A 26,557-nucleotide genomic window follows, 5' to 3' on the forward strand; every position below is an offset into this window, starting at 1 on the left:
TGGCAAAAGATGCCCGCGAATCGACTGACGCATTTTCCAAGCAGGGACAAGGCGATGCCTTGATCAACTATGAGAATGAAGTGATTCTGGCACAGCAAAAGGGGGAAAAGCTGGAATATGTCGTGCCGGATCCAAATGTGTCGATCGATATTCCGATTTCGGTGATTGATAAGAACGTGGATAAGCATGGCACGCGGGAAGTTGCAGAGGCATTTGTGCAGTATTTGTACACCCCGGAAGCACAAGCTGAATTCGTCAAGTTAGGCTTCCGACCGTTGGATGGTGCCCCGGTGAAGACGAAAGAAAATACGGACAAGTACCCGGCGGTGAAGACCTTGGGCACGATTCAGGAGTATGGCGGGTGGAGCCAAGCACAGAAGAAGTTCTTTGACGATGGAGCGGTCTTCGACCAAGTCCAAGCTTCGATCAAACGTTAGGCATAAATAGAGCCGCAGCAAGAACATTCAATCTCTGCGGCTCTAACTTTCTGGTTTTATTTGGAGTACTGTATGGCTTCTTCTGCTCAAGTGCCCTCTCGAAAAGGACCGATTTGGAAAGCGTGGGGACGATCGATCGTTCAGATGCCGTGGACATGGCGGATCATGCTGTCATATTTGACCGTGATGCTTTTCATTCCGGTTGTAGCAATGCTATTAAAATCTGCAACAGTCGGTCCTGCGGAGTTTTGGCGGATTGCGACGAGTCCAATTGCGCTTTCTACTTATGACATTACTTTTACGACTTCATTAGTTGCTGCATTGATTAATGGATTCTTTGGAACCCTGATCGCTTGGATCTTAGTGCGATATGACTTTCCACTGAAGCGGTTAGTCGATGCTTCCGTTGACTTACCTTTCGCTTTACCGACCGCAGTTGCAGGTCTAACCTTAGCAACGGTCTATAGCGAAAATGGCTGGCTTGGTTCATTACTTGCCCCATTTGGAATCAAGGTTGCCTTTACTCGGGTTGGCGTTGGGATCGCGATGCTCTTTATCTCATTACCATTTGTAATTCGCACAGTGCAGCCCGTTCTCTCAGAAATAGAAAAAGAAGTCGAAGAGGCAGCTTGGAGTTTAGGAGCTTCACCTTGGCAGACTTTTCAACGAGTTGTTCTGCCGCCCTTGTTTCCAGCAATTTTAACTGGAGTTGCGCTAGGGTTCTCACGCGCTGTAGGTGAATATGGCTCAACTGTCATCATTTCATCGAACACTCCTTTTCGCGATTTGATTGCACCGATCCTGATTTTCCAGCGTTTAGAACAATATGACTACGCTGGAGCAACAGTGATCGGCATGGTTCTATTGATGATTTCGCTCTTGATCTTGCTTGCACTCAACGTCTTGCAAAATTGGGGAAGACGCTACGACACAGGATCTAGCAGAATGCCTGGGCATTAGTTAGGAGATTAAAACAATGACGACGATCGCGGATGCTCCACGTTCAGCTCAAACAAGAAAAACAACGCAACAAAAAAGTTGGGTTCCAATTCTACTCATTGGTATCGGTATTGCCTACCTGGGGCTAATCCTATACATTCCTGCCATCAATGTTTTTTACCAGGCGTTTAAGGGAGGTGTTGCACCATTTCTCTCGAACTTGACACAGCCGAATTTTATTCACGCGATTAAGTTAACTGTGATGCTAGCCGCGATCGCAGTTCCGCTCAATACAGTTTTTGGACTCTGTACTGCTTGGGCACTGGCTCGCAAACAGTTCCGAGGACGCACCTTGTTACTGAGCATCATTGACCTACCGTTTGCAATTTCTCCCGTTGTCGCAGGTTTGATGATCGTCTTGCTGTATGGGCGACTCGGTTGGTTCGGAACATGGTTACAAGCCAACGATATTCGGATTGTGTTTGCTTTTCCGGGAATGCTACTTGCAACGATGTTTGTGAGTATGCCTTTTGTGGCAAGAGAAGTGATCCCAGTTCTAGAAGAAGCGGGAGCCGATCAAGAAGAAGCGGCAAAAACCTTGGGTGCAAATGGTTGGCAGACATTCTGGCGGGTCACACTGCCGAGTATTCGGTGGGGATTGCTCTATGGAATTATCCTGACCAATGCTAGAGCAATGGGCGAATTTGGAGCGGTCTCGGTTGTGTCAGGTAACTTAGCTGGAAAAACGCAAAGTTTACCGTTGTTTGTAGAAGAAGCCTACAAACAATATGAAACAGAATCAGCTTACTCAGCAGCCGTATTGCTAGCCTTGCTTGCGGTCGTTACTTTGGTACTGAAAGAGATCATGGAACGAAAGACGCGCATCAAAGAAGTGGAATAGCAGTGATGGCACAGAGCAGACAAGTTTTTCCTAACCCTGAAAATATGTGTTCAACGTTACAAAGAAAACCCGAACCTGACTAATATACTGTTATTCTATGGATAAACCGTAGAATGCAGGGAAAACTTCTCTGGAGGATTGAGGCACCGTGGGTATTGAAGTACAAAACGTTTCCAAGCACTATGGCTCGTTTCATGCGGTTGATCAAGTCAACTTAAGCATCAAAACTGGCTCTCTCGTTGCATTATTAGGACCTTCTGGGTCAGGTAAATCAACGCTCTTGCGCATGATAGCAGGATTAGAAACCCCAGATGAAGGACGGATTGCATTAATTGGTCGCGATGCGACATATCAATCAGTCCAGGATCGCAATATTGGCTTTGTGTTTCAGCACTATGCACTGTTCAAGCATTTGACGATTCGAGAAAATATTGCATTTGCATTGGATATTCGCAAGAAGCCCAAAGCAAAAATTAAGGAGCGCGTAGAAGAACTCCTAGAGCTAGTTCAGCTACAAGGATTTGGCGATCGCTATCCGTCTCAACTCTCTGGCGGACAACGCCAACGGGTTGCACTCGCAAGAGCTTTAGCCGTACAACCGCAAGTATTGCTACTCGATGAACCTTTTGGAGCGCTCGATGCCAAAGTCAGAAAAGAACTGCGAGCTTGGCTCCGACGGTTACACAAGGACGTGAATGTTACCACAGTATTTGTCACTCACGATCAAGAAGAAGCAATGGAAGTTGCAGATGAAATCGTGGTGATGAATCGCGGTCGAATTGAGCAAGTCGGAACTGCAACGGATATCTATGATCATCCTGCTTCTGCGTTTGTCATGAGCTTTATTGGTCCAGTCAATGTGGTTCCTGCTCGTGCAGGCATTTTACCCAACGACGGCAACAAGATTTTAGATTCCGATCGCGTGTTCTTGCGTCCGCATGACATTGATATCGAGCTAATCCCGTCCTCAGAATCAGTTTCAGCCCAGGTCGATCGCGTGATCCACTTAGGTTGGGAAATTGTCGTTGAAATCCGACTTGAATCTGGGGAATTAGTGACTGCGAATCTGAGCCGCGATCGTTTTAATCAACTCAGCCTAGAGCCGCAACAACGCATCTACATTAAGCCGAAAGTTGTGAAGACATTTCCAGCCTACGCACTGAGCTAGCTTGAGCAAAGACGAATCCAACTGCCTTTCTCTCTTGCGATGGTGCCCCAGGAAGCAGAGAGAAAGACTGCTCTACTTTTAGGACTAACAGTTTTACGATACAAAACGAGTCAATCTACCGAGTGTTTGAATGCAATCAGATCTCTCTAGCTATACTCCTATAGAACTGACTTCTAGGATTGAGTATGCATTGCTGACACTCTTAGAACTTGTGGGTCATGCAAATCGAAGTTATGCGCCGCTCACGATTACAGAAATTGCTTCAAAACATTCTATTCCTGAGCGCTATTTAGAACAGATTATGACGATTCTCCGGCGTGGGGGACTCGTCCGCAGCTATCGAGGGTCTAGAGGTGGCTATGTTCTTGCACGCGATGCAAAAGAAATTACTTTATTTGAAATCGTTGCGTTCGTGGATGGAGAGCGCAAACCCAGAGAATTAGAGGTTACGCCAAATTTAGAGCGGCAAATTGTTTATAACGTTTGGCAGAGCCTCAATACACTCTCTCAAAAATTTCTCACGGGCATTACGCTAGAAGATCTCTACCGAGAGTGGGATGAGAACCAGCGTGGCAATCCGATGTACTACATTTAGCTATCAAAGACATAGAATAGGATTTTGTTCTCAGGATGCACACCGTTCTGCTGAGACAAAATCTTCTGCTGCAAAAGCAATGTTTCGATTTTCTAAATTTTGAGAGCTAGCTTCAATCGCTGCACCTCGTTTGCATGAGAATACCGAGGGGTATTTCTTTCATGCTCATATTTTGTACAAAACTAAATTTTTCGTCCTTGTGACAATGTTCTGTTAAAATACGGTAAGTCTATCAAGATTTAGGTAATAGGGAGCAGGATACTGTGAGTCAAGCCGGATTTCAAAGAATCACCTGGAAAAGAATTCGAGGAGGTCTACTTTTTGCACTGGGTTGGTTACTGTCGCCGCTGTGCTGGTGGAACGATTTGATTTTTAATCTGCCCGTCGCATATGGATTTGGATATGTATTGAGTAAGCTTTCTTCAGATTGGTTCTTGGGCGGCACGATCGCGGGTTATTGGCTCTCGAATCTCGTCGGAATTTTGCTGATGCAAGTGGGTGCGATCGAAGTTTTTCAAAATCAAGACCGTAATCTAAAGAAAGACCTGTTGTGGGGTGTAGTTTCTTCGACTGCATTTACCGTTCTTGCGATCGCGCTGATTCAATTTCAGATTCTTGAGATTCCGACTTCGCTTTTAGAAGGTTCCTTTGATCTTGCTTCTTTACTACCAAGAGTCAAAGGAGAATAACCGAGATGAATTATTTATTACTCTCTTGCTTTAGCTTCGGGGTTGGCATTGTTGTGGGACTGACTGGAATCGGTGGCGCTTCACTGATTACCCCAATGCTGATTTTTGTGTTTCAAGTCCCTGCTTCTGTTGCGGTCAGTTCGGATGTTGTCGCTGCAACATTGATGAAAGTCATCGGCGGTGTCAAACATTGGCGACAGAAAACATTAGATCTAGGTGCCGTTCGCTGGTTAGCATTCGGAAGTGTGCCTGGCTCGCTCTTAGGAGTTGCAACATTGCACTGGTTGCGGCAATTTGGCGAAGTAAATTTAGATTCGATACTCTTGCATCTGATTGGCTATGCGATTTTGCTCGTGACAGCAACCGCATTAGTTCAACTTTTACTCATGACCTTTGCACCAGCGTGGGAACTGCCCACTTTGCCCAAGTTAGATTTAGAGACGCAGACAGGTCGAATGAGCGCGATCTCACTGGGCGCAATTCTCGGCTACATTGTCGGGATGACGAGCGTTTCATCGGGTTCGATGTTCGCACTCGTGCTGATTGCATTCTTTCAGCTAGATGCCCAAAAATTAGTCGGAACGGATCTGGCTCAAGCAGCAATTTTATTGACATTTACTTCGATCGGACATCTGACTCTAGGAACTGTAGATTGGCACTTAGTCTTGCCGATTTGGATCGGATCAGTTCCAGGTGTGATCGTGGGTGCAAAACTCTGCAAATTGACACCCCAACGCCCGCTTAGATTTGTGATTTATCTGATGCTCGTCATGGTGAGTTGGAAGCTGGCGCATTCCGCTTAAAAGTACGCACCCACAAAGCTATAAATCAAGCCAGATAAAACTAAAAACGTAATTGCAGCATACGTATAATCTCTCCATCTGAGAAATGTCACCAGAGAAAGCAAGACTCGAAGAATGGGAGTTGCAATTAAGACGAGTAATCCGAGTTGAATGATGCCGCGACGATGCCCTTCAAGCAGTGCTTGAACGACACCACTCGGAGAGCGATAGATCGCAGGTTCACCCTGAAAAACCCGATAATCAACAGGTTCAGCATGATGATGAATCAAATACAAAATTCCACCAACTAATACAATCAAGCTAGAGAGTTGCACACCATAGCGCAGTAGATTGCTGATCCAAAGTTCTAGTTTTGCTTCTTGCGATCGATCCAGCGTTTCATCGCTTGAGGAATTCGATCGAGCTATCAGATCCTTGTACATCTACATCCCTCCAGCCAAACTGTTGTACACCATCTTAAATGCCATTGCCATCAAAACTAGGCTAAAGAGAATTCTTAATAATCGAGTTTTAGCACCAACTAAAACTTTCGCACCGAGCAATGCACCAGGAAATACTCCTAGCATCACAGGCATGGATAGACCCGGATCAATATACCCTCGCGCCAGATAGACACCTGCCGAAGCAGCAGCCGTCACGCCGATCATAAAGTTACTGGTCGTCGTCGAAACTTTGAACGGGAGCCGCATCGCTTGATCCATTGCAAGCACCTTGAATCCACCCGATCCAATTCCTAACAATCCAGACAAAACGCCTGCAACCATCATCACGCTGAACCCAACCGGAACCGACTGCGCTTCATAGCTCATCTCACCTTGAGGAGTTGGACAAGTTCCATTTAATTTCAGTTGTACAGCTAACGGATCAGAGTCTTGATGTTCAAAAAAATCAGGTCGCGGCTGTTGAGCTAAGTAAGCAGAATAAAGTAAGGTTGCCGCTAAGACGACAGTTAACGCCTTAACTGAAATAAAGGCTCCAATCAAAGCACCCACTAACGCCCCAATCACCGTTGCGACCTCTAGAAACATGCCTAAGCGCAAGTTCGTAAGCCCCTGCTTAATGTAAGTTGAAGCAGCCGCAGAAGAAGTCGCGATCACAGAGACAAGAGAAGCCCCGATCGCATAGCGAATATCAACCCCAAACACTGACGTTAAAAGCGGGACAAGCACAACCCCACCGCCCAATCCTGTTAGTGCTCCCAGGAATCCAGCAGTGAATGAACCCAACCAAACTAGTAATGAAAATTCTAGGATATTCAAGTTGTGTCATCCTTTTAGGTTTGTAATTCTTCCGGCATCAGCGAGGTTTCTTCTGAAGGGGGTTCCAAGTTTTCAGGCTTCAGGTGCGGTCGAATGATTAAGTTTACTCCAATCACCCAAGCCAGCGACACCATCCAGCCTGCCAAAATATCGCTTGGAAAGTGAACCCCTAGATAAAGGCGAGTCCACCCGATCGCCACAACAAACCCGCTTCCAAGGGTTGCAATCAGCCAGCACCACCGAGTCCCCCAAGTGAGAATGACTAAGGCGGCAATAAAACTCATGCTCGACATCGCATGCCCACTCGGAAAAGAAAAACCAGCATGAGCAGCAGCCTCCCACAGAGCAGGGCGATCTCGATGAAAGAGCGCTTTCGCAATCAGGTTAATCACTCCAGTCCCACCAACTGCAAGTAATAGATAAGTCAGCGATCGCCATCTTTTCCGATAGAGCATGATCACTGCAATTGCGATCGTCGCTGGAACGACTCCTTTCTTAACACCGAGCGGTGTAATCGTTTTCGCAAAAGTATCTAACCCTGGCTGTGCGGTTTGATGAATACTCAGTAAGATGAAACGATCCCAAACAAAACCACCGTTTTGCCAAACGATGATTGCAAGTTGCTCAAAAATCAACAGCGGCAACCCGACTCCGACAAACAATAATAGTAAGGTTTGCCAGTGAACGATGAGAAGCTTTTGAAATAGCTTCAAAAAAGATTGAAAACGATTCTCTAGATTGAACATTGACCCAATTGCTACTCAATCAAAACAGAATTCAGCCAGTCTAACGGCACCGTGAAGACATAGTAGATCACCCCAAGCCCCAAGAGTGCGACGGTCAAACTAGACAGAATCACCCATCGATCCGGAGGTTCATAGGTGTCCTCCTCAATATCGTTCCGAACTGCAAAATAATGCTGAGTTGAGAGCAATACTGCTAGCAGCCCAACAATAGAAAAAGCCAGCCCTAGCTGCCAGCCTGCACCCGGAGGTTGAGGTGCGATCGGTGGACGGAGAACTCGCAGACGAACAATCAGCACACCAAACCCCATCAAAGCAACCCCGCTCCGCATCCAAGCGAGATACGTCCGCTCATTCGCTAGATGATCTCGGATACGATTGGGATTGAGTTTCTTGGGTGGAGATTGAGTTTCTACTTCGATCGTCATGGATTCACTCCTCGAATTCCCGTCTTTGGGTACTAATCTTCAATTGGAGCATTCGGAAGGCTTGCCTGTATTGTTGCTACAGTTAAATCTGGAATCGGTAAGACACCATCACTCGATTTCGCAAATTTTGAAGGAGCAAGATTAAATTCTAGCTCTCCTTGAGCATTTACCATTGCGTTGAGTCGCGTTCCACTCACAAATTGAGCAACAGTCGGTTCAGTCACTTCTGATAGTCCAGCTAACTTTGTTCCTGTTGGTAAATACACACCATCACAACTCCATTCATCCTCTGTCATTTCGCCATTGGCTAGATAGTAGAGCGCGCTCGGTGATTGTGGAGTTTTCTTTGCTTTATGGGCGAAAACTGCGATCGTACTTCCTGTCGAGTTGCGACACTGGGAATAGTGCGATGCCGTCTCTAGAATGTACTTTTGAAGATTTAATGCTCCTAGCTTTTGCTCAATTTCAACCGGCGTTAAATCAGATTCTTCGGGAGATGCTTTAGCTTGGATAAGATTTGCGATCGCTTGCGTCACTTCAGCATACTCTGGCGTACCTGTGAGCTTTGGCAGATCAGCCCAGGCAGGTGAAACTCCAACCAAATTAAGCAATAGCACAAGTGTCACTACGATAATTCTAAAACCGTTCATGGTCGTTTTCCTCATCTCAATTTTCGTCAGCTTTTACGGAGGGATAGAGCGCTGGAATTTTTTCTAGTAAAGCTTTAGAGGATGTAGCTTTCGCCAGCCGCAGCAGATGAATTAATCCCATGCAGCTGATGACTAACGCTAACACTGCAAGTCCTCGGTCTTCAAGGGTATGACTATCAATCAGAATTAACACCCCTAGTCCGAGCAGCACAAAAGGTACAAGTTGATTTCCGTAGCGAGTTAGAGTTTGAGCGACTCCCGGCAAGCAGGTTAAACAATATGCAGCATAGCACCAGACTCCTACCATTGAGAAAAACACAGCGAGAATTGCTAGCAAGCTTTCCCAGGTCGCACTCGCAAACAAAGGAACATAGATTCCGATATTGTCCCCGCCATTAGCGAAAGTGACAGCTGCGACGCTATAAGTTTGAGGAGAAAGAAAATTATTAAACCAAGAAGTCTCAGACTGTTCAGAGAGTTCTTCTTCGGTTTCTTCTTCAACAGAATTGAGCAACCGATTCACACCGATCGCAATCGGAACTAACCCCAACAATCCGATCCAAGGTCGCGGAAACAATACCGTTCCGAAAAAACTGGGTAAGCTCGCAAATACGAGAGCAGCAAATCCTAGATACTGCCCACTGACAATATGCCTTCGTCGAAATATTCCATTGACCTGAGAGAAGAACAATATCAGAATCAAAATGTCGTCTAAATTTGTCGCAGTAAAGGCAGCTAGACCTTTTGGAATTGCAGTGATAAAGTCATTCATCATTTAATTTCGCTCTGTTGAATTAGCATGATTGGAATGGATCGCATGAATCGATCGCTCCATGTATTTGACTAGATGTGGAGTCCGAACCCGTTGCACCACAAACCATCCAAAGCCGACAGCAAGATACAAGGCAAATAGATAAGGGAAGACATTCGCAGGTGCTTCTGGAGCCGGAAAAAGCGTGCTACCCGGAACTCCGATCGTGCCGACAACCGGCAGCATCATGAAGCCAACCCCCAGCACCGAGAAGACCACATCTTGAAACCGAAGCTGCTGTAATCGATGCAGATAGATTGGAGCCGCGATCGACACCAAGATATAGACCAACAAGAATCCGTAAGTACAAATCGTGCCCAGATAACCCATACTTTCAAATGTCTTGAGTCCGAACAGATTCATAGATGCGGGAACTAGAAATGTGACCAAAGCACACAGCGCAACAGCAGTATGCGGAGTCAAATTCTCTTCGTGCGCTTCACCTAAGGCATCATGAAATACACCGTGTCGCGCCATGAGAAACATCACTCTTGCCGCCGGATTAATCGCAGCGAGAATGCAAGCAAAAAAGCTCAACCATGCTCCTAGACTAATGAAGCTCCCCAAAAAACCGACTCCTGCTTGCTCTGCTAGGAAACTCAAGGGTTCCTCACTCTGAGCCAAATTTGCAGAGCTTCCATTGAAACCCAAAACTTCAATGTATGCCATGACGATGAAGAAGATTCCAGTTTGCACAGTGCTCCGCATCACTGCTTTTGGGATATTCTTAAGCGGCTTCTGAGCTTCATCGCCCAGGGAGGTTGCGCTTTCAAATCCTGAAAAGCCAAATACAACGAGGACAATCCCCATCGAAATTCCGCCCGGAGTAGCATCTTTGAGCGTCAGTTGATGCCAATCGATCGCGAATCCTTGATGACTCCAAATCAACACGCCTAGCAGTGCAATTAAGCCAATCGAAATTCCTTCTAACCAAAGCAATGCTTTTGCTGAAAGTTGAACGTCTTTATGCGCAGCATACCAAGCGATCGCTGTACCCACGGCAAACAATGTCAACACATGAGTTTGAATCCCTAGATGTGCGAACAAGACTTGTCCAAAATTCGCAAAGCCGCAGAGAACAGCCATCCCCGTGAAAAGATACGCCAGAATTAACCCCAAACCACAAAGCACACCTGCCGATGTCCCTAAGCCAGTCGCAATGTAGGTATAGAGCGATCCCGGAGAAGCAGATCGTCGAGCAAACTGATTGATATTGATACTGACAAAGACTAAGCCAACCAAACCCAGTAGAAAGCTTAACCATGTTCCATTTCCAGCCACCGCATAGATCAAAGCCAGATTTGCTGCAGGCGTAGTTGTAGGAGCAATGACTGCGATCGATTGAGCTAAAACCTCGCTATAAGAAAGACATTCTCGTTTCAAGCCATGCAAACTTGGACTAATTGGAACCTCAGCTGTCATGTAAAAACTCCTCTTTTAGCGCTTGAAATTGAGTGTTGTATTTCAAGCTTCTCAGTCTTTCTAGCCAGAAATTATTTCACACAAACTGTATTCACTGTATTCGCGCTCTGTCTATGGAAGCAAATATTCTTATTTCTTAAAACGATAACTTCAAGTGATTAGAAATAATTGTTTTGAAATTAACAAATTGAAAGATTCTAAAAGAATCAGATCTAGAATCCTTACGGGAAAACATTTTCAGCCATTAATTTCATTAATCGTCCCTTTAACTTTTCTCATAATCCCATCGTTTTACGAGGATTTTTTAGCGACATTTTCTGTTGAAAAATCGTCAATTTTCCTGCGAGTTTTGCTCCAATTCCGATCAGATTATGGGAATTTTTGATTAAAAATATACTGAACATTACTGATCTTCCATTAATAGAAATCTTAACTATCTCTAAAAGACAGATTCTTTGGCTTTTCAATACTATAGTTGAGATTAGAATTGCACGATTCTGCTCAATCAGGAAATGGTGCAGACTAATCACATCGAATACAATTCAGCCAGCTTTACAGAGTCCAATCGTCTCGATTTGCAGCAGAGTACAAGTCATTTCCTCATTTTAATTATTTGAATTTATCGATTTGACAAGGAATACTATTTGTCTCTATCGAACAGAGCAAATATTCTGTAGTCATTACAAAAGCTTTTCGCCTCGGATTTTGGTAGACACGAAGCTTCTTTGACAAAAGAGTGTTGGAAACCGAGAGCTTGAACAATGAGGATCAATCATGAACTGGCTAGAAGGAACGTTAATGACCGGAACAGCAGTGGCATTTGCAACAACGTTTGACGACAACTTGTATTTAACGATCTTTTTCGGCAAAGTGAATCGGACTTTCTGCCCTCGTCATGTGGTCATCGGTGAGTATCTAGGATTTACAGCACTAATCGGAGTGAGCCTCGTTGGTTTTTTGGGAGGGTTAGTCATCTCTGAGCAATTGCTTGGACTACTCGGCTTTTTGCCGATCGCAATCGGAGCGAGTCAACTGCTCAAGCACGAAGAAGATGACGACGTAGTTCACACTGTCTCTAGCAGTCTCAAAACACCTCAAGCAAGACGAACACCACAAAAATCTTTCTGGGCAACGCTGAAAGACCCGCAAACCTATCGAGTGTCTGCGGTGACGATCGCAAACGGCGGTAACAATATTGGCATCTATGTTCCGCTATTCGCGACGAGTACGCTGCCTAGATTAAGCGTGATTGTGAGTATCTGTTACGCAACGATTGGACTCTGGTGTTTCCTTTCTTACCATCTGACGCGCCAACCTGCGATCGCGTTTGTGATTGCTCGGTATGCTCGAAAAGTTTTCCCCTTTGTCTTGATGTGGATCGGGCTACGGATCGTGATGGATAACGGCTCTTACCAATTGTTATTTCCTTAGTCATTCAGGAGAACGTCATGAAATTTCTCAGACTCGTATTGGTTGGCTTGATAGTATTGATGAACTTTGCGATCGCCCCTCCTTCTTGGGCTGGCAAAGATTTCACGAAAGGTGCTGACTATACTGAAGTCACCCAAGAAATGACTCAACTGCTACAAGCACAAAATACTCCCGAACAACTCGGCTACACTCAAGAAGCTTTGCAGCAAAGATTAGCAGCTCTGCAAATTCAGCAGCAAATTATCCGAACAGCATCGAAGCGGGCACAATGTCGAAATGCTACCAATCATAAGCTAGCAGTCTATGCCAATCTTCCCAAGAAAACCCCGACTTCGATTTACTTCTTAGAACCTGGCAAAATCACTGACGATGATTGGGATTGCGATGGTGTCTATTTACCAACGGGTACAATCGTTGCAACAAATCCGACTGAACCAAGCCAACCTCTAACCACACCGATTGCCTTCAAGATTGTAGATGGCACTCAGTTAGTCACTAGCACGAATTTTCAAACGGGTGCGATCGAATTTAATGTTCTTCCTGCAAAACAATTCCATGCAGGTGAAGTAGCATGGGCAATTCCAAACTGGACACAGGCGCAGATTGATGCCAATCCCGCGAGTCAAGAAATCTTAGATTAAGCAGCGAGTTTTTTGATTTGACGGCGATCGTTCATCTTATAACGATCGCTGTTTTTGCTTTTTTTCAATCAAATCTAGTGATTGATTTAATAGCTAAGAATATTTGCTGTTATCAATGATGTACCCTAGATTGAAGGAGTATCTTAGAGAACATTAAGCCTAGCTCTACAGAGCAGTTCTACCCATGCCCCGCCCTCGCATCCAGATTGCTCCTCATCTCACTTATGCAGAGATAATACACTGCCTGGAAACTTGCCAAGATTCAAAAGCTAAGAATTATTGGACTGCGATTCAACTCTTGAGCCATCCTACTGAACCGATGACTGTAGAACAAGTCGCTGCAATGCTCGGATATTCGACAGACTGGGTGCGGAAACTTGCAGGTCGATACAATCGATTAGGCTCGATCTCACTCTCAGAAAAGCGTCGCAATCTCAGAAAAAGATCCTCAACCACTTTTTAGCAGAAGCGCTCGTCTTGCATCACTTAGAATTATCATTTCCACAAATAAGAGCATTTGATTCTATAAAATCCCTTCACTATAGTGAAGACATGCCAGCTAAAGCACAGCACAACAGTCTGTGAGCCTTGATTTCTGTGCTTTGGTTACAATCTTTTCATCAATAGGATCAACAGTATGAAGCTCTTCAAAATTGCGCTGTTCGTAGCTATCTTACTCGTGAACTTTGCGATCGCATCTCCGTCTTGGGCAGATCGACCAAAAGCAACTAAAAACGCAGACTACATTGAAGTCACAAAAACGCTTGATCGTCTCTTGCAAGAGCAAGAATCCGACGGCGCAACGCCAGCACTCAAGCAACAAATTGATGAATTAAAAATTCAGAAAGCTGCGATCGCATCAGGAATTACATGGGGACAGTGCAGCAACGAAACTGGAAGCACCCTCGCAATCTACGGTTCTGCACCCGGCGAATCATCAAAGTCTGCGGACACCCTCTACTTTCTTGCAGATGGACAAACCACACCTGACGGATGGGATTGCAGTGGCATTTACTTACCGAGCGGAACCAAGTCAGCAGAAAGTGACTCGACCAAGCCTTCAGTGTTCAAAATTATGGATGGGACTCGACTCGTTGCAAAACGCAACTCTGAGACTGGAGAAATCGTGTTCAATGTTCCACCTATAGCAGATACGCCAGCCGAAAAAATGTCAATTCCGAACATCTCTCAAGCGTTCATCGATTCTCGAATTCCGAGTTCATTGTCTGCTGAACCGCTCGATGACTGATTTCGCTTTGACGTGGGGTAGTTTTCGGAGTAGTTTTCGGGGTAGTTTTCAGAGCTTTCACTAAACTGCCCTTGAATCCGAACTCTCGCCACAAATTAGCTTACAATCAGAGACTTAACACTTTACCGCTATCGAAGTATGAACGATCTATTAACTGTGGCAAATTCGCACACTCTGGTAGTGATTGCGGCGATCGTTGTCTCGTTTTTGCTGCTGAAACTCGTTTTTAGGATTTTGAATAGCGGAGCAGGATTAATTTTAACGATTATTGCGATCGTTCTAGGCTTGCAATATTTGCTTGGCATCAGCCCGAATCAACTCTGGAGTGAGATCACTCATTTGCCCCAGGAATTGATTCGGCTCGTCGAGAATGTTCAATTACCAGAACTCGGTTAGGTAGCATTATTTGGGAAAGAACGCAGAGTCGGAATGCTGATTGCGCCATTTCAGAAATGCCTCAACCGTTGAAAAGTACTGAACAATTTCATCGAGTCCTCCAGATCTACCTTTCAGATAGCCTTCTAGATAGGTCGAATCTTGTCGCTTGGGGAGAGAGCCAGCATCACGATCGCGTTGTCCCTCTTGATAACGGCGTTCTCTTAAATGCTCAAACATACAATGTCATCATTAATTAACTTACAATTTCACTGTAGACATTCCAGTTCATAACAGCAAATATTCTTTTCTCTTAAAATCATCAATAAAAGTGATGAATTACAAAAGAAATCGAAGTTTCTCCGCAGGCTCTTGTTACCGCTGAATCAACTTACGCCACTGCACCAACTCCAGTGCTTGACAAGAACTGTTTTGTGAGTCCATCTAGATTTTCAGAATTTGTATCAGAAGTACTTTTGTCAAATTTTGATCTGTGAAATACTAGCTTCCTAAGTTGCATAGTCTGATAAATCGACCAATTTATCGTAGATTATTAAATTAAGGAGTTAATCGGATGACTTATGTTTTAGCGATCGCGGGAAGTCCCTCTCATCCATCAAGAACCTACAGTCTCTTGGAAACAGCGACTCAACGGCTAGAATCAGCTTCGATTGAGACAAAAATCCTCTCCGTCCGCGATCTGCCTGCGGAAGTACTCGCATTTGGACAATATGACAGTCCAGCTTTGGAAGAACCGAAAGCCTTGCTTGAAAAAGCAGCAGGCATTATTATTTCGACTCCAATCTACAAAGCGTCTTATACAGGCGTTCTGAAAGCATTTTTAGATTTACTGCCTCAGAAAGCGCTCGTTGATAAAATTGTCCTGCCAATTGCAACCGGAGGAACGATCGCTCATCTGCTGTCGATAGAATATGCGTTGAAGCCTGTTTTATCTGAACTTGGAGCGCGTCACTTCATCAGCACAGTTTACGCAGTCGATAAGCAAATTCAGCGACAGCCTGACGGATCGCTGCAACTTGACGAAGAAATTGAGCAACGCTTGGAACAGTCATTGCAAGAGTTGATTGTTGCGATTCAAAGTGCAACGACTCCTCAAGTGCTAGCTCATATCAGTTAAAGCTAGACGGTGTTCTCCTAGCTTATTGGTAGCAGGTGAATCTACTCCTTTTCATCTGCTGCTTTCTCTACTGAATATAATAATTGCTCAAACACGAATACAACATCCTGGGCAGCATTAATCCTTAAGAAACAATATCAAACGACGTGTGATCGCTAACTTAAAGCTAGCGATCGCTTTTTAATGAGCATCACTTCTACTTATCATTCTAACAATCAGAAGTATTTGCTTTTATTAGTCTCCCCGTATACATTCAAGTTAGCAAAATTAAATAGCACTCATGACAGAGGGATTTGGATTACTGATTAGAGTATTCCAAAGATAGACCGAAGAATTGTCTGAAATTGCTTGAGGCTTTTCTTTGATCGATTGTTCTTAGCTAGTTAGCCCGTTCGGGGATATTCCACCTTGAGCGGCACATTTCTGTTTGTGTTTATCTCGACGATTAGGAGACAAATTATGAAGCCTGTTTTTGGCAAATGGTGTGCTACAGCACTATCACTCATTATAAGTTCAGCAGGTGCGATCGCGATCTCATCTCCCAGTTTCGCCCAGAGTATTAATCAAACTCCACCGATCACGCTCGTGCATCTTGCTCGGCAAGGTTATCTTCAAAATCAAGGAATTCCTTCTGGATCAGACTTAGTGCAAGCGATCGCAACTGGCACCATTACGCCTGAGGCACTCATTCAAGCCGGAATCCAGAACAATCTAGTTCCTTCAAGCGCTTTGAATGATCCGGGCTATATCAATATCGTTCAAGTCGAATTTCAAGATATTTTGCAGAGAAATCTACTTTCTTCTGGTAGCTAGTTCATTGAAGAATCTATGTTGGGATTTCGGTCAGCAAACGCTCAAGCCTTGCCTAAAAACATCTCAAATCTAAAGCGCAAAAGCAAGTCTTTTTGATTCTCTCGTGTGGAATTCGCTCTTAGATCGAGCACACCGAAATCCCACATACAAATCAGCAATTTTTTTTCATCTCGACCGCTTAATCCCAGAAGATTCTGAGTCCAACATTGAGGCGATCATCTCCACATCAGCCTGATTCAGAATGATAAATGATGCAGTTTGAACCGATTCAATGCGATCGCTCACTCATCTCGATCAGCACTCACAGACATACCCGCTTCAAATTCTGAATTGAATTTTCGCCACAGATGAAGCAACTGACGACCAGAGAGAGCTGCTACAACTTCAATCATCAGTAAGCTTGCAATCACACCATTCTTGCTTGGCTCAAGACTCCAGGATCAAGACAGCACAGTAAATAGAAAGCCTGAACTTCTAGCTCAAACGAGTTTGCCAAAAAGGCTTGAAGGAGTCAAACAACGGCAGATCCATTCAGACTAATTGCACAAAGCTAAAAAACTTCAAGGATTTGTAACACAGTATACTCATCTTCCTAGCGCAAATGTGGAAGAGTTAAAAAAGAGAAACTACAATATCTCTACCAACTTACAGTGGTTTCAAGAATTAAGCAACTTCTTATCGCCAAATTACCGACCCAAGCCATTTCAGTGAGACCAGTACATCTTTCATCATGAGTCTTTTTTTGTTGAACTATTCCGGGAGATTTGAATGACATCAGCACATCATGGAATTCATCTCAAGCTTGAAAACCTGAGAAAATCATTCCATTCTCAAGAAGTTTTACGAGGCATTGATCTCGAAGTATTACCAGGGCAATTTGTCGCGATCGTCGGTCGAAGTGGCTGTGGTAAAAGTACCTTATTGCGCCTCATCTCTAGCTTAGTTCCTCCAACAGAAGGAAATGTACTACTGGATGGACAACGCTCACAACACCTCAATTCCGATGTGCGGATGATGTTCCAGGATTCGCGTCTACTGCCTTGGCAACGCGTCATTGATAATGTCGAACTCGGACTGATTGCCACGAAGCATAAGTCTCATACAACTTCGAGACAGAAAGCCAGAGAAGGATTAGTCTCAGTTGGACTCGGCGATCGTGGAAAAGAATGGCCTGCTGTTCTATCCGGTGGGCAACAGCAGCGGGTTTCCCTTGCTAGAGCATTAGTTAGTGAGCCGCGTCTATTACTGCTCGATGAGCCTCTTGGAGCCTTAGATGCCTTAACCCGTGTGGAAATGCAGAGTTTACTAGAACGACTATGGCAAGAGCAGAAATTTACAGCATTCTTGATCACGCATGACGTGGAAGAGGCAGTAGTCCTTGCTGATCGTGTAGTTCTGATCGAAGACGGTCAAATTGCACTAGATATTTCAGTCGATTTACCTCGTCCTCGGCAGCGCGGAAATGCGGTCTTTGCCAAGACTGTAGAAACTCTAGTACAGCGTGTGTTGGGAAAGCACGAGCAAGAATGGTCTAAAGCAGAAGTTGCCCAACTTGAAACAATTGCGAAGTGAATGTACAAAAAAGCTGCTTAAGTCCTGAAGCTGAATAACGCAGATGAATCGAAATCTACTGATCGTATCTTTAACGAGAATAATTCTATGGGTCAACAAGCACTAAGAACAGAATCGTTTAAATTGTCATTAGGAAACTCGCAAATTCGGGCGTTGTTACCGTGGGGATTTCCGATCGCAGTTCTCATTCTGTGGCAAGTACTCTCTTCGATTGGAATCATTCCAGCTAGAGTACTCCCTTCACCTTCTAGTGTGTTTCTAGCTGCGTGGAATTTGATCCTATCTGGTGAATTGCTGAAACATATCACAATCAGTGCCAGACGAGCGATCACTGGATTCATTATTGGGGGCGGGATTGGCTTTATATTAGGTGTACTCAACGGTTTGTTTCCGATTTCAGAAACCTTGTTTGATACAACCTTGCAAATGCTACGAACGATTCCGAACCTGGCATTGCTTCCACTCGTGATTTTGTGGTTTGGAATTGGCGATGAAGCACGGTTATTCTTAGTATCGTTAGGAGTACTATTTCCGATTTACCTCAATACATTTCATGGAATCCGCAATGTTGATCCTGGATTGATTGAAATGGGTCGGGTCTATGGCTTGAAGCCACTGCAATTGTTTTGGAAGATTATCCTTCCAGGTGCAATGTCTTCGATTCTAGTCGGGGTACGTTTTTCACTGGGAATTATGTGGCTGACTTTGATTGTTGCAGAAACGATCGCGGCGGATTCTGGCATCGGCTACATGGCAATGAATGCGCGGGAATTTATGCAAACAGATATTGTCGTTCTGAGTATTTTGCTTTATGCATTGTTTGGGAAATTAGCAGATGCGATCGCAAGAGCATTAGAGCGATCGTGGCTCCGATGGAATCCAAACTACAAAAACGTTTAACTTTCGAGTGCCTCACCAAGCCCATCCAACCTCTGCATAACTGGATGGGCTTTTTTTATGCTGAAAAGCTATATCTTAGATGCTGCATTGACGAAATCTGATAGTTAATCAATTTGAGCAACTACCTTTATGGTTTCGCTTCAATAAACCAGCGCCATACAACCCTTGCAGCATTGAGATTATCCTGGGGAATCGTAGACACAACCAGTAATTCTCCATGATTGTTGACAAACTCAAAGCGGCAGGGTGCTTGACCTGTGCCAGAACAATCTTTTACTTCTACATAACCTCGTTCTAAAAGCATTCTCACAACTTGTTCACGACGGTTAGGAGGATCGCCCTGAGTATGCGGTTGCCAGCCTTGATCGATTAGTTTTTGACGAGCTTCGGAGTAAGGCATATTTTCAGTTAGCCCCAAGGTATTTACATGGGTTGGAGAAGCTGCCGAAGTTACGTTCTTTGTGGATTGTAATTTTTGAGTCAACCTCCAACAGCCATTTTGGTGCTGAAAAATGTAAGCACCCGGATTTCCGTAGGTTTGCACGATTTCTTCAGACTCAGTTCCGGTGACATCTCCGGTGTATCTGTACTGTGCTTTGATATAGTTCACGCGGAATGTATCTGCGCTTGTTCGATCGATATCGAGCTTGAGCCTAGTATAGGGGCTATTGTCTACACTCGATGGCACAAGTTGAACCCAGCGAGTGTCTACTAAATTGATGCTAAATTCATCATCTTGGCGACGCAGAACTTCTAGCACCTGCGCAGGATTGTCATAGTCTCGAACTTCAATACGATCGGCAGTATACATCGCCCGCAGATCGTTACCGTGTTCATCTTTGCCGAAAACGAATTTCTCAAAAAAGGTTTCATATTCAGATCGATCGCAGAACGCAGGTAGATTTGGGCGTTTTGCAATTTGAGCTTCAGAGGTTGGCTCATTCGATCGAGGAACAGTTGCAGATTTAGGAATAGGTGTGGAGCTAGATTGTGTTGCGACTGAGGAGGGAGTGCTTACATTACAAGCTTGAATCAATCCGATGAGAGCGAGCGGCATCAATTTGTAAGAATTCATGATCGTCATGTCGTGAAAAGCTAGAAAATCAACTTAGACCTGTGGACAGGCAACTCCTTTTGTGCTGATTGGTTCAATTTTCTCAGTCTTCGTGTTTGCTCTCCATGCTCGATAAATCGTTGTGCGAATATCGTCATGGGTTGCTTCTGCGATCGCAAAAATTTCTCGATCGTTCACGCCATCCAATCGACAAAACGCATAATGCAATTCTTGTGATCTAGGAAATGTTGGTAGCTCCATGACATCAACCACCTGCACAGGAACGGCCCCGCCGCGATCCCATTTGAGAACCTTGGTAAACCAGATCATTCTGGTGTTTCCTCGCTGCACGAAATCAGCCCGATATCGTCCCCCTTTCACTACCCAACCGCCGTTATCTTTGAATCCGGTTGGAAGCTGACGATAAGTTAGCCCAATGTACGATCGCAAGTTTGATCGAGAAACAGAAGATGAGGCTTGACCCAGAACAGGTTGAGCGACTAGCGGTAGTTGTGTGCCCATCATGATACCTGCAATCAAGGCAACTCCAAGAAGAATGCGATCGTGCATTTTGAATCTGTTATCGATCATGGTTTGACTGAGTTTTGATTGAGCGGTCATCGGTTTACTTAAATCTTTGAATAGGTCTAAGGATTAACGCTGAGGAGGTCATGCAATTTTTGAGTTGAGTATGTCGTCCGGAATCGGATTCACCGACCAAACGATAAGTTCCGCAATGAGTCTGAAGATTGAGAATCCACACCCAACCACCCAGGAGAAATTGCGCGACCGCTGGAGATCAATTCATCGCGATCGCTGATGGAAGACAGGACTGCCCGATATGTTCACGAATTAGGCGAACACTTTTACGTTGCAAAAATCACCGTTTTTCTGGATTAGAGATCAATATTTTTTCGTGATCTAGCTTTTTCAGTGGGGAACACTACTCGACAAAAGCCCTCTTCAAGCACGAATTTCCATGACGATTTCTCTCTATCTGAATCACCGCGATGTTAAATCTCGACAGAACGACGTTACCACCTTCGCTTCTGAATAATCGCTATCAAGTCTTAGGCGTATTAGGCGATGGTAGCTTTGGCATGACCTATTTAGTAGAAGATACACTGATGCCTTCGGCACGAAAGTGTGTTGTAAAACAGCTAAAACCTGTGAGCGACAATCCACAGGTGCATCAAATGGTGCAAGAACGCTTTCAACGCGAAGCTGCCGTTCTAGAGAAACTCGGCGAGAACTACGATCAAATTCCCCGTCTCTATGCCAACTTTGTCGAAGGCAATCATTTCTACCTAGTTGAAGAATGGATTGATGGAGTCACCCTAACTCAAAAAATCCAATCTGAAGGAATATTGAACGAAGGAACAGTGCGAGAAATTCTCTGTGGGATACTGCCTGCGATCGCACATATTCACCGTCATCAAATTATTCACCGCGATCTCAAACCGGACAATATCATCCTGCGGAATAGCGATCGTAAACCAGTCTTGATTGACTTTGGCGCAGTGAAAGAAACAATGGGAGCAATCATCAACTCTCAAACGAACAGTTCACATTCGATCGTCGTTGGTACTCCCGGTTACATGGCATCTGAGCAGCTTGCAGGACGACCCGTTTATGCAAGCGATTTCTACAGCTTGGGAATGACCGCCATCTATTTACTAACAGGTAGACAACCGCAAGATCTCGATTCTGATCCACGCACCGGAGAGATTCACTGGCAGCATTACGCTCCAATGATTAGCCCTGGATTCGCAGCAGTACTGAACCGATCAATTCACATTAATCCTGCTGCTCGGTTCGCTTCGGCTGAAGAAATGCTCACAGCAGTTCTTGCATTAGGAAGCAGCACTTTACCGTTTGGTCATATGCAGCCTGCAAACATGATTGCAGCAGCTCAACCACTTCCGAGCATTCCTCACACCCAATTTAATTCAACCTCAAACTTTTCATCTCCACACTCTCAAATGACACCTACTTCAGCTCCAGGCAGTGAATGGAAAAAAGCAGTCATCACTGGCGGCATCATCGGTATCAGCATTCTAGGCGGAGCCTTGTTGCTCAAAAGTCAAATTCCAGGCGGTTCAACCGAAGTCAAACCATCTGCTTCTCCTAGTCCCGTTGCTTCTGCGTCACCCAGTCCATCGTCGAGTCCTGCTCCGAGTGCAGCAAGCTCACCGAAACCCTCTCCGACTGCGGCAGCCCCGGCTCAACCTACCATTCCAGCTTTAACTCAGGTTACCGATACCAATGCCACGATCGTGGGTGAACCAGGCGCAAAGAACATCCGCTCTGGAGCAACAACCAGTGACCGTGTGTTGTATCGAGGCATTCCCGGCGATCGCGTTCGGATTATTGGGACTAGTCGTAATTCAGATGGGCATCCTTGGTATCAGATACTGTTACCCGATGGCGGTACAGGATGGATTGCGGGTCAACTCGTCAATCCAGATCGACCGATTGTTCAAGCTCCAGTTTCAACTCCCGTACAATCGCAGTCTTCTGACACGAATGCCACGATCGTCGGGCAACCGGGCAGCAAGAACGTTCGGAGTGCGCCAGGAACGGACAATAGTGTAGCGCACATTGCTTATACAGGCGATCGGGTTCGCATCCTCGACATCGGAAATGATTCAGGTGGCTATGTCTGGTACAAAGTCTACTTCCCGAATTCTGGCGCGATAGGCTGGATTGCCGAACAGTTAATTCAACGAGATTAGTGATGAACTTTGAGTGTAAAGAGGTCTGAATGAGGCAATCTTTTCTGTCTTCCCGATCGCTGCGATTTATGTTGATCGCAGTGCTAAGTGCGGGGTTTATTGTCTTTGTCGGGTTAGGACTTGAATCTAAGATGGCTTCTTCAGATCCTGCCACTCAAGTTGTGCAGCCCTCTCAGCCTCAGTTCTCAGTGCCGCCTCAGAGACAGTCTCCTCCGATCGCGGTTACATTACCGCGTGAAAAGAGTGTATCTTCCGTTCCAACGGTTCCACCTCCACCCGCTATCATTCTCTCGCAACCCAATCCCGCCCCCGTGACGGTAAAAACGGCTTATGGTCATCTGCCGTATGCGGAAAATGATGCCATTCGCTTAGAAGTTGTGGGTCAGTATGTGCGCGATGGTTACGCTCGTGATGAACGATTAGATATAGAAGCTGCTCAAGCCTTTCGCCAAATGGCAAAAGCGGCAAAGGCTTCGGGGGTCTTACTCATGCCACTCTCCGGATTCCGCGAGGTTTCAGTTCAAGCAGAGCTATTTGCTCGCCAGATCGAGCGCAAAGGCAGCAAAGAAGAAGCAGCAAAGTGGAGCGCGCCCCCTGGACATAGCGAGCACCATACTGGATATGCGATCGACATTGCCGATCAGCAATCTCCTGAGAGTGATCTTAAGATTAGTTTTGAAGCTACTCGTGCTTATCAATGGTTAGCAGCGAATGCCGTTCAGTACGGGTTTGAGTTATCTTTTCCGCCCAATAACTGGCAAGGAGTGAGCTATGAACCTTGGCATTGGCGCTATGTCAGAAGTACCAGAGCGCTACAAGTGTTCGCAGCAGCAAAGCGTCCTCAGTAGTTTAAGAACACGAGAATGAAAGAGCTTGCAGAGAAGTCACAAGCCTAAATGAGATAAAAGAGCATTAATTGTGAGAAGTGGGAGATAGGGAGCAGGGACATCATTTCAGATCTTCACCCTATCTCCCTATTTCCCATCTTCTTATCAGATTGGATCAACCCCCTTCAGAATCCCAAAAAGTACGGCTTGACAGGCTTCTAATTGATTCGTACACTTAATCTACGATAGATCTATCGAGTTATGCTAGATTAATATCCCCTGGACAGAGGTAAAAATGACGATTTCTACTGACTATGATCCTGCTTCTCCTGTGAGCCTACCTACCGTAGAAGAGCGCGCGCTTAGTTCTGTATTAAAGCTTGCTCCAGCACGTCGCTCATTACCAAGCTGGGTCAAAGCTGAGATGAACTGGGTGCGTCGATTGTGGTGGCATACGAAAGCCTATGGAACAATTTTGGGTGTGGCTCTCTTGGCTGGTGGAAGTATAGTTGTGTTGCTGTTTCATCGAAAATTACGGCAGTTGTTTCGATGAGTTATTTTCCTGAAACGTTGCTTTGAAACCTTGCTCAAGTTGCATAAAAGTCTGACCTGCTGAGGAATTAGGGGATGCGATCGCAATCGGAGTTCCGGCATCTCCACCTGACGCACCTTGTTGTTTGAGTGCAGCAGCAAGATTGACCGCGATCGTAGATTTGCCAACGCCACTTTTCCCGCTCGAAACTGCGATCGTTATTCTCACGCCTGGAATTGTGCAGAGTTGAATATCAACCTTCTTACACCACTCTAGGCGAGAGAGGATCGTTTGGATGTGGTCTTGTAAATTGTGCTGATGGCAATCCACATAGAGCCGTAGATAAACGTAATCATCTACAATCCGCAAGTTTTACACCATGCCTAAACTTACAATGTCATTGTTCAGATCTGGTTCAATGACTTGCTTGAGTAATTGTGTAACTTCTTGAGATTGATCAGGTATTGGCAGCAGGTTGTATCACAGCTTGAATTTTTTGAATCGATCGTTGAGCATAAATGCAAACATCTCGTTCTGGATTTGCTTGTTTCGCCTTGAGGCCTGCCATTGGTCCGGCAGTTCCACCATCAATCACCAGCACATTTGTCTGCAACCACTGAGTTTGAATAGAGTCTGTCATTGAAAATTCCTCACAGTGCATTAGAAACGGCTTCTTTCACCGCAATTTTCTTAGGGATCAGCTTGATATCGTGAAATGCATCCGCGATCGCTTGTTGCTTAGTAATCACTTCATCTGTCAAGGGCAGTACACCATACTCTCGACGTTTTTCCGCTTTTTCCAAAATAGCTGCATCAATCCCAAGTTCAGGCGATAAGAATTTTGCAACTTCTGACAGATTGCTCTTTGCAAAGTCGCTGACTTTCTTGACCTGCTCTAGCAATGTTTTCAGAGCTTGTGGCTGTTTCTCAATAAAAGATTGAGCTGCGAGATAGTAACCCCGATTTGGCGCAAGTCCAGTCGCATCTTGAATGATTCTCGCTCCTGCTGATTCTTCTGCAACCGCAAGATACGGATCCCAAATTGCCCATGCGTCTACATTTCCACCTTCAAATGCTGCTCTTGCATCCGCAGGTGTTAGAAAAGCTGGGGTGATGTCGCTATAGCTCAATCCAGCCGACTGCAAAGCGCTGATCACCAAATAATTTGTATTGGAACCTTTTGCAAAAGCAACTTTCTTTCCTTTAAGATCCTGAATTTTCTGGATTGGAGAATCTTTGCGAACGACGATCGCTTCTGCTTTCGGACTCCAAGGATCATACGCCACATATCGAACGGGCGTACCTGCTGCTTGAGCAATGATAGGTGGAGATTCCCCGGTGTAACCAAAGTCGATCGCGCCTGCATTCATCGCTTCTAGCATGGGCGGGCCTGCTGGAAACTCTGTCCAAGCCACAGAACCTCCTGCTCCAGCAAGCGCTTTTTCTAGCTCACCTCTGGATTTTAATAAGCTCAGAATGGTTGCGGCTTTCTGATAGCCGATTCTGATCGCCCCTACATTTGCAACTGGACTTACTGTATTGCCTGAAGGCGCAGACGTGGTTGAAGGATTGGAAGAACAAGCTGCAACCAAGCTTAAACTCAATCCGATCGTGAACAAGAATGTAAACGATTTTTTAGCTTGCTGTCTAAATCGCTTCGGCAATGTCTGAAAAAACGATCGCACGTTGAACTGAGTGAACACCGCTAACTCCTTAAAACAGATGACAGGATGTAATACGCAATACCCGGTAGTCCAGGTATATTCGCTAAATCAGAATCTACGGTGAATCAGTAGAGATATTGTAGATTCGGTTCAACAGTATTGCATAAATCCTTCTGGGAAGACAAGACTTGTTCACTGATTAAGAAAATCGCCATAATGACGATTCTTTAATCTTTTAGCGATCGTATTTATAGCGCATTGCCGTAATCGATCCTTTCTTCAGTTGAAGCCACACGCGCAGCACTAGAGTAAATTGTGCAGGTCGAATCGAGGCGCGTTAGGTTCGAGGAGAAGCACTAGGTCACAAAATTTCTAGCTCCTCCATCACACTCCATGTTGTTTGAACCAAGCTTGCAAGCGTCGCCAACCATCCTTTGCTTCTGCCTCACGATACGAAGGACGATAGTCAGCGAAGAATGCATGAGGCGCATCTGGGTAAACAATGATCTCAGATTTGCTAGAACTCGATTTAAGGCGATTACGCAGCGTTTCAACTGTATCTAACGGAATGCCTGTATCTTGTCCTCCATAGAGTCCGAGAACTGGAACAGTCAAATCCCCAGCAAAATCCTGTTACTGCGAGTCGGCTCTTATCTCCTTGACCAGATTTAACTGCCCAGGCTACTGTAGCATCGAGATCAGAGAGCACTTGAGCATCGGGAACTTTAGCGACGATCGAGCGAATTTCTTCAATGTTACTCAATTTGGAAACATCGCCTTG

At 45.2% G+C, this 26,557-nt stretch carries 32 protein-coding genes and 1 pseudogene; 19 read left to right on the plus strand and 14 right to left on the minus strand.

Annotated elements, in window-relative coordinates; translation table 11 throughout:
- From J0L70_RS29145 to J0L70_RS29175, 7 genes are all read left to right on the plus strand, one after another.
- A partial coding sequence (locus tag J0L70_RS29145; protein WP_287456894.1) for an extracellular solute-binding protein occupies positions 1 to 437 on the plus strand: 437 nt, incomplete at its 5' end.
- A 72-nt stretch (positions 438 to 509) separates the two neighbouring features.
- Positions 510 to 1,397 carry a sulfate ABC transporter permease subunit CysT gene (gene cysT, locus J0L70_RS29150; RefSeq protein ID WP_017290797.1) on the plus strand — a complete coding sequence of 296 codons (888 nt, stop codon included), beginning with the start codon at positions 510 to 512 and terminating at the stop codon, positions 1,395 to 1,397.
- Between the two features lie 16 nt (positions 1,398 to 1,413).
- On the plus strand, positions 1,414 to 2,277 hold the full coding sequence (cysW, locus tag J0L70_RS29155) for a sulfate ABC transporter permease subunit CysW (RefSeq protein WP_017290798.1): 864 nt from the start codon (positions 1,414 to 1,416) through the stop codon (positions 2,275 to 2,277).
- A gap of 148 nt (positions 2,278 to 2,425) precedes the next feature.
- Positions 2,426 to 3,445: a sulfate/molybdate ABC transporter ATP-binding protein gene (locus J0L70_RS29160; RefSeq protein WP_017290799.1), complete on the plus strand. Its 1,020-nt coding sequence runs from the start codon at positions 2,426 to 2,428 to the stop codon at positions 3,443 to 3,445.
- Between the two features lie 130 nt (positions 3,446 to 3,575).
- Entirely contained in the window at positions 3,576 to 4,040 is a 465-nt protein-coding gene (locus J0L70_RS29165) for an RrF2 family transcriptional regulator (protein ID WP_017290800.1), read from the plus strand.
- A gap of 263 nt (positions 4,041 to 4,303) precedes the next feature.
- Positions 4,304 to 4,729 (plus strand): DUF7980 family protein, encoded by a 426-nt coding sequence (locus J0L70_RS29170; protein WP_287456896.1) that lies wholly within the window; start codon positions 4,304 to 4,306, stop codon positions 4,727 to 4,729.
- Positions 4,730 to 4,734: 5 nt separating this feature from the next.
- Entirely contained in the window at positions 4,735 to 5,532 is a 798-nt protein-coding gene (locus J0L70_RS29175; protein ID WP_287456897.1) for a sulfite exporter TauE/SafE family protein, read from the plus strand.
- On the opposite strand, the gene J0L70_RS29180 is transcribed toward J0L70_RS29175, so the two are convergent.
- Genes J0L70_RS29180 through J0L70_RS29210 form a run of 7 tightly spaced genes read right to left on the minus strand, consistent with a single transcriptional unit; the run spans position 5,529 to position 10,845 of the window.
- Entirely contained in the window at positions 5,529 to 5,954 is a 426-nt protein-coding gene (locus J0L70_RS29180) for a DUF1634 domain-containing protein (RefSeq protein WP_017290803.1), read from the minus strand. The genes J0L70_RS29175 and J0L70_RS29180 overlap by 4 nt on opposite strands.
- Complete coding sequence (locus J0L70_RS29185) at positions 5,955 to 6,791, minus strand: sulfite exporter TauE/SafE family protein (protein ID WP_287456898.1); 837 nt, start codon at positions 6,789 to 6,791, stop codon at positions 5,955 to 5,957.
- A gap of 14 nt (positions 6,792 to 6,805) precedes the next feature.
- On the minus strand, positions 6,806 to 7,537 hold the full coding sequence (locus tag J0L70_RS29190) for a phosphatase PAP2 family protein (protein WP_287456899.1): 732 nt from the start codon (positions 7,535 to 7,537) through the stop codon (positions 6,806 to 6,808).
- A gap of 11 nt (positions 7,538 to 7,548) precedes the next feature.
- The gene (locus tag J0L70_RS29195) at positions 7,549 to 7,962 is read right to left on the minus strand and encodes a YidH family protein (protein WP_017290806.1); all 414 of its coding nucleotides are present in this window, start codon (positions 7,960 to 7,962) and stop codon (positions 7,549 to 7,551) included.
- A gap of 32 nt (positions 7,963 to 7,994) precedes the next feature.
- Positions 7,995 to 8,612 carry a hypothetical protein gene (locus J0L70_RS29200; protein ID WP_287456900.1) on the minus strand — a complete coding sequence of 206 codons (618 nt, stop codon included), beginning with the start codon at positions 8,610 to 8,612 and terminating at the stop codon, positions 7,995 to 7,997.
- A gap of 16 nt (positions 8,613 to 8,628) precedes the next feature.
- Complete coding sequence (locus J0L70_RS29205; RefSeq protein ID WP_287456901.1) at positions 8,629 to 9,387, minus strand: cadmium resistance transporter; 759 nt, start codon at positions 9,385 to 9,387, stop codon at positions 8,629 to 8,631.
- Complete coding sequence (locus J0L70_RS29210) at positions 9,388 to 10,845, minus strand: APC family permease (protein ID WP_287456903.1); 1,458 nt, start codon at positions 10,843 to 10,845, stop codon at positions 9,388 to 9,390.
- Between the two features lie 774 nt (positions 10,846 to 11,619).
- Here J0L70_RS29210 and J0L70_RS29215 point away from each other — a divergent pair.
- The 5 genes from J0L70_RS29215 to J0L70_RS29235 all read left to right on the plus strand — a co-directional run bounded on the left by J0L70_RS29215 (position 11,620) and on the right by J0L70_RS29235 (position 14,562).
- On the plus strand, positions 11,620 to 12,276 hold the full coding sequence (locus J0L70_RS29215; protein WP_190648327.1) for a cadmium resistance transporter: 657 nt from the start codon (positions 11,620 to 11,622) through the stop codon (positions 12,274 to 12,276).
- 17 nt (positions 12,277 to 12,293) lie between these two features.
- A complete protein-coding gene (locus J0L70_RS29220) occupies positions 12,294 to 12,917 on the plus strand; it encodes an ATP synthase subunit B family protein (protein WP_287456905.1) in 624 nt (207 codons plus the stop codon).
- Between the two features lie 184 nt (positions 12,918 to 13,101).
- Positions 13,102 to 13,380: a helix-turn-helix domain-containing protein gene (locus J0L70_RS29225; RefSeq protein WP_017290812.1), complete on the plus strand. Its 279-nt coding sequence runs from the start codon at positions 13,102 to 13,104 to the stop codon at positions 13,378 to 13,380.
- Between the two features lie 174 nt (positions 13,381 to 13,554).
- Entirely contained in the window at positions 13,555 to 14,166 is a 612-nt protein-coding gene (locus J0L70_RS29230) for a hypothetical protein (protein WP_287456906.1), read from the plus strand.
- Between the two features lie 138 nt (positions 14,167 to 14,304).
- A complete protein-coding gene (locus tag J0L70_RS29235; RefSeq protein WP_017290814.1) occupies positions 14,305 to 14,562 on the plus strand; it encodes a hypothetical protein in 258 nt (85 codons plus the stop codon).
- Positions 14,563 to 14,568: 6 nt separating this feature from the next.
- On the opposite strand, the gene J0L70_RS29240 is transcribed toward J0L70_RS29235, so the two are convergent.
- Positions 14,569 to 14,781, minus strand: coding sequence for a hypothetical protein (locus J0L70_RS29240; RefSeq protein WP_287456907.1), 213 nt, complete (start codon positions 14,779 to 14,781; stop codon positions 14,569 to 14,571).
- A 334-nt stretch (positions 14,782 to 15,115) separates the two neighbouring features.
- Here J0L70_RS29240 and ssuE point away from each other — a divergent pair, with 334 nt between their 5' ends.
- From ssuE to ssuC, 4 genes are all read left to right on the plus strand, one after another.
- Positions 15,116 to 15,679 carry an NADPH-dependent FMN reductase gene (gene ssuE / locus J0L70_RS29245; protein ID WP_268180008.1) on the plus strand — a complete coding sequence of 188 codons (564 nt, stop codon included), beginning with the start codon at positions 15,116 to 15,118 and terminating at the stop codon, positions 15,677 to 15,679.
- Between the two features lie 459 nt (positions 15,680 to 16,138).
- Positions 16,139 to 16,492: a uroporphyrinogen-III synthase gene (locus J0L70_RS29250; RefSeq protein WP_017290817.1), complete on the plus strand. Its 354-nt coding sequence runs from the start codon at positions 16,139 to 16,141 to the stop codon at positions 16,490 to 16,492.
- 768 nt (positions 16,493 to 17,260) lie between these two features.
- Positions 17,261 to 18,064 (plus strand): ATP-binding cassette domain-containing protein, encoded by an 804-nt coding sequence (locus J0L70_RS29255; RefSeq protein WP_287456908.1) that lies wholly within the window; start codon positions 17,261 to 17,263, stop codon positions 18,062 to 18,064.
- Positions 18,065 to 18,151: 87 nt separating this feature from the next.
- Complete coding sequence (ssuC, locus tag J0L70_RS29260; protein ID WP_287456910.1) at positions 18,152 to 18,964, plus strand: aliphatic sulfonate ABC transporter permease SsuC; 813 nt, start codon at positions 18,152 to 18,154, stop codon at positions 18,962 to 18,964.
- A 127-nt stretch (positions 18,965 to 19,091) separates the two neighbouring features.
- Here the strand turns inward: ssuC and J0L70_RS29265 are convergent, their stop codons facing one another.
- Positions 19,092 to 20,039, minus strand: coding sequence for a hypothetical protein (locus J0L70_RS29265; protein WP_287456912.1), 948 nt, complete (start codon positions 20,037 to 20,039; stop codon positions 19,092 to 19,094).
- Between the two features lie 33 nt (positions 20,040 to 20,072).
- Complete coding sequence (locus tag J0L70_RS29270) at positions 20,073 to 20,639, minus strand: hypothetical protein (protein WP_287456913.1); 567 nt, start codon at positions 20,637 to 20,639, stop codon at positions 20,073 to 20,075.
- Between the two features lie 389 nt (positions 20,640 to 21,028).
- On the opposite strand from J0L70_RS29270, the gene J0L70_RS29275 reads away from it, so the two are divergent.
- The 3 genes from J0L70_RS29275 (at position 21,029) to J0L70_RS29285 (ending at position 24,133) form a co-directional block, all read left to right on the plus strand.
- Positions 21,029 to 22,753, plus strand: a complete 1,725-nt coding sequence (locus J0L70_RS29275; protein WP_287456914.1) for a serine/threonine protein kinase — start codon at positions 21,029 to 21,031, stop codon at positions 22,751 to 22,753.
- Positions 22,754 to 22,782: 29 nt separating this feature from the next.
- Entirely contained in the window at positions 22,783 to 23,601 is an 819-nt protein-coding gene (locus J0L70_RS29280; RefSeq protein ID WP_287456915.1) for a M15 family metallopeptidase, read from the plus strand.
- A gap of 274 nt (positions 23,602 to 23,875) precedes the next feature.
- A complete protein-coding gene (locus J0L70_RS29285; protein ID WP_017290825.1) occupies positions 23,876 to 24,133 on the plus strand; it encodes a hypothetical protein in 258 nt (85 codons plus the stop codon).
- On the opposite strand, the gene J0L70_RS29290 is transcribed toward J0L70_RS29285, so the two are convergent.
- The 4 genes and pseudogenes from J0L70_RS29290 to J0L70_RS29305 all read right to left on the minus strand — a co-directional run bounded on the left by J0L70_RS29290 (position 24,113) and on the right by J0L70_RS29305 (position 26,539).
- Positions 24,113 to 24,481 carry a P-loop NTPase gene (locus J0L70_RS29290; protein ID WP_287456916.1) on the minus strand — a complete coding sequence of 123 codons (369 nt, stop codon included), beginning with the start codon at positions 24,479 to 24,481 and terminating at the stop codon, positions 24,113 to 24,115. The genes J0L70_RS29285 and J0L70_RS29290 overlap by 21 nt on opposite strands.
- 88 nt (positions 24,482 to 24,569) lie before the next feature.
- Positions 24,570 to 24,752, minus strand: coding sequence for a hypothetical protein (locus J0L70_RS29295; RefSeq protein WP_287456917.1), 183 nt, complete (start codon positions 24,750 to 24,752; stop codon positions 24,570 to 24,572).
- 10 nt (positions 24,753 to 24,762) lie between these two features.
- Complete coding sequence (locus J0L70_RS29300; RefSeq protein WP_287456918.1) at positions 24,763 to 25,815, minus strand: sulfonate ABC transporter substrate-binding protein; 1,053 nt, start codon at positions 25,813 to 25,815, stop codon at positions 24,763 to 24,765.
- A 345-nt stretch (positions 25,816 to 26,160) separates the two neighbouring features.
- Positions 26,161 to 26,539, minus strand: a pseudogene (locus tag J0L70_RS29305) (dienelactone hydrolase family protein).
- Positions 26,540 to 26,557: the final 18 nt, after the last annotated feature.

It is taken from the genome of Leptolyngbya sp. UWPOB_LEPTO1, assembly GCF_017302695.1.
Classification (GTDB): domain Bacteria; phylum Cyanobacteriota; class Cyanobacteriia; order Leptolyngbyales; family Leptolyngbyaceae; genus Leptolyngbya; species Leptolyngbya boryana.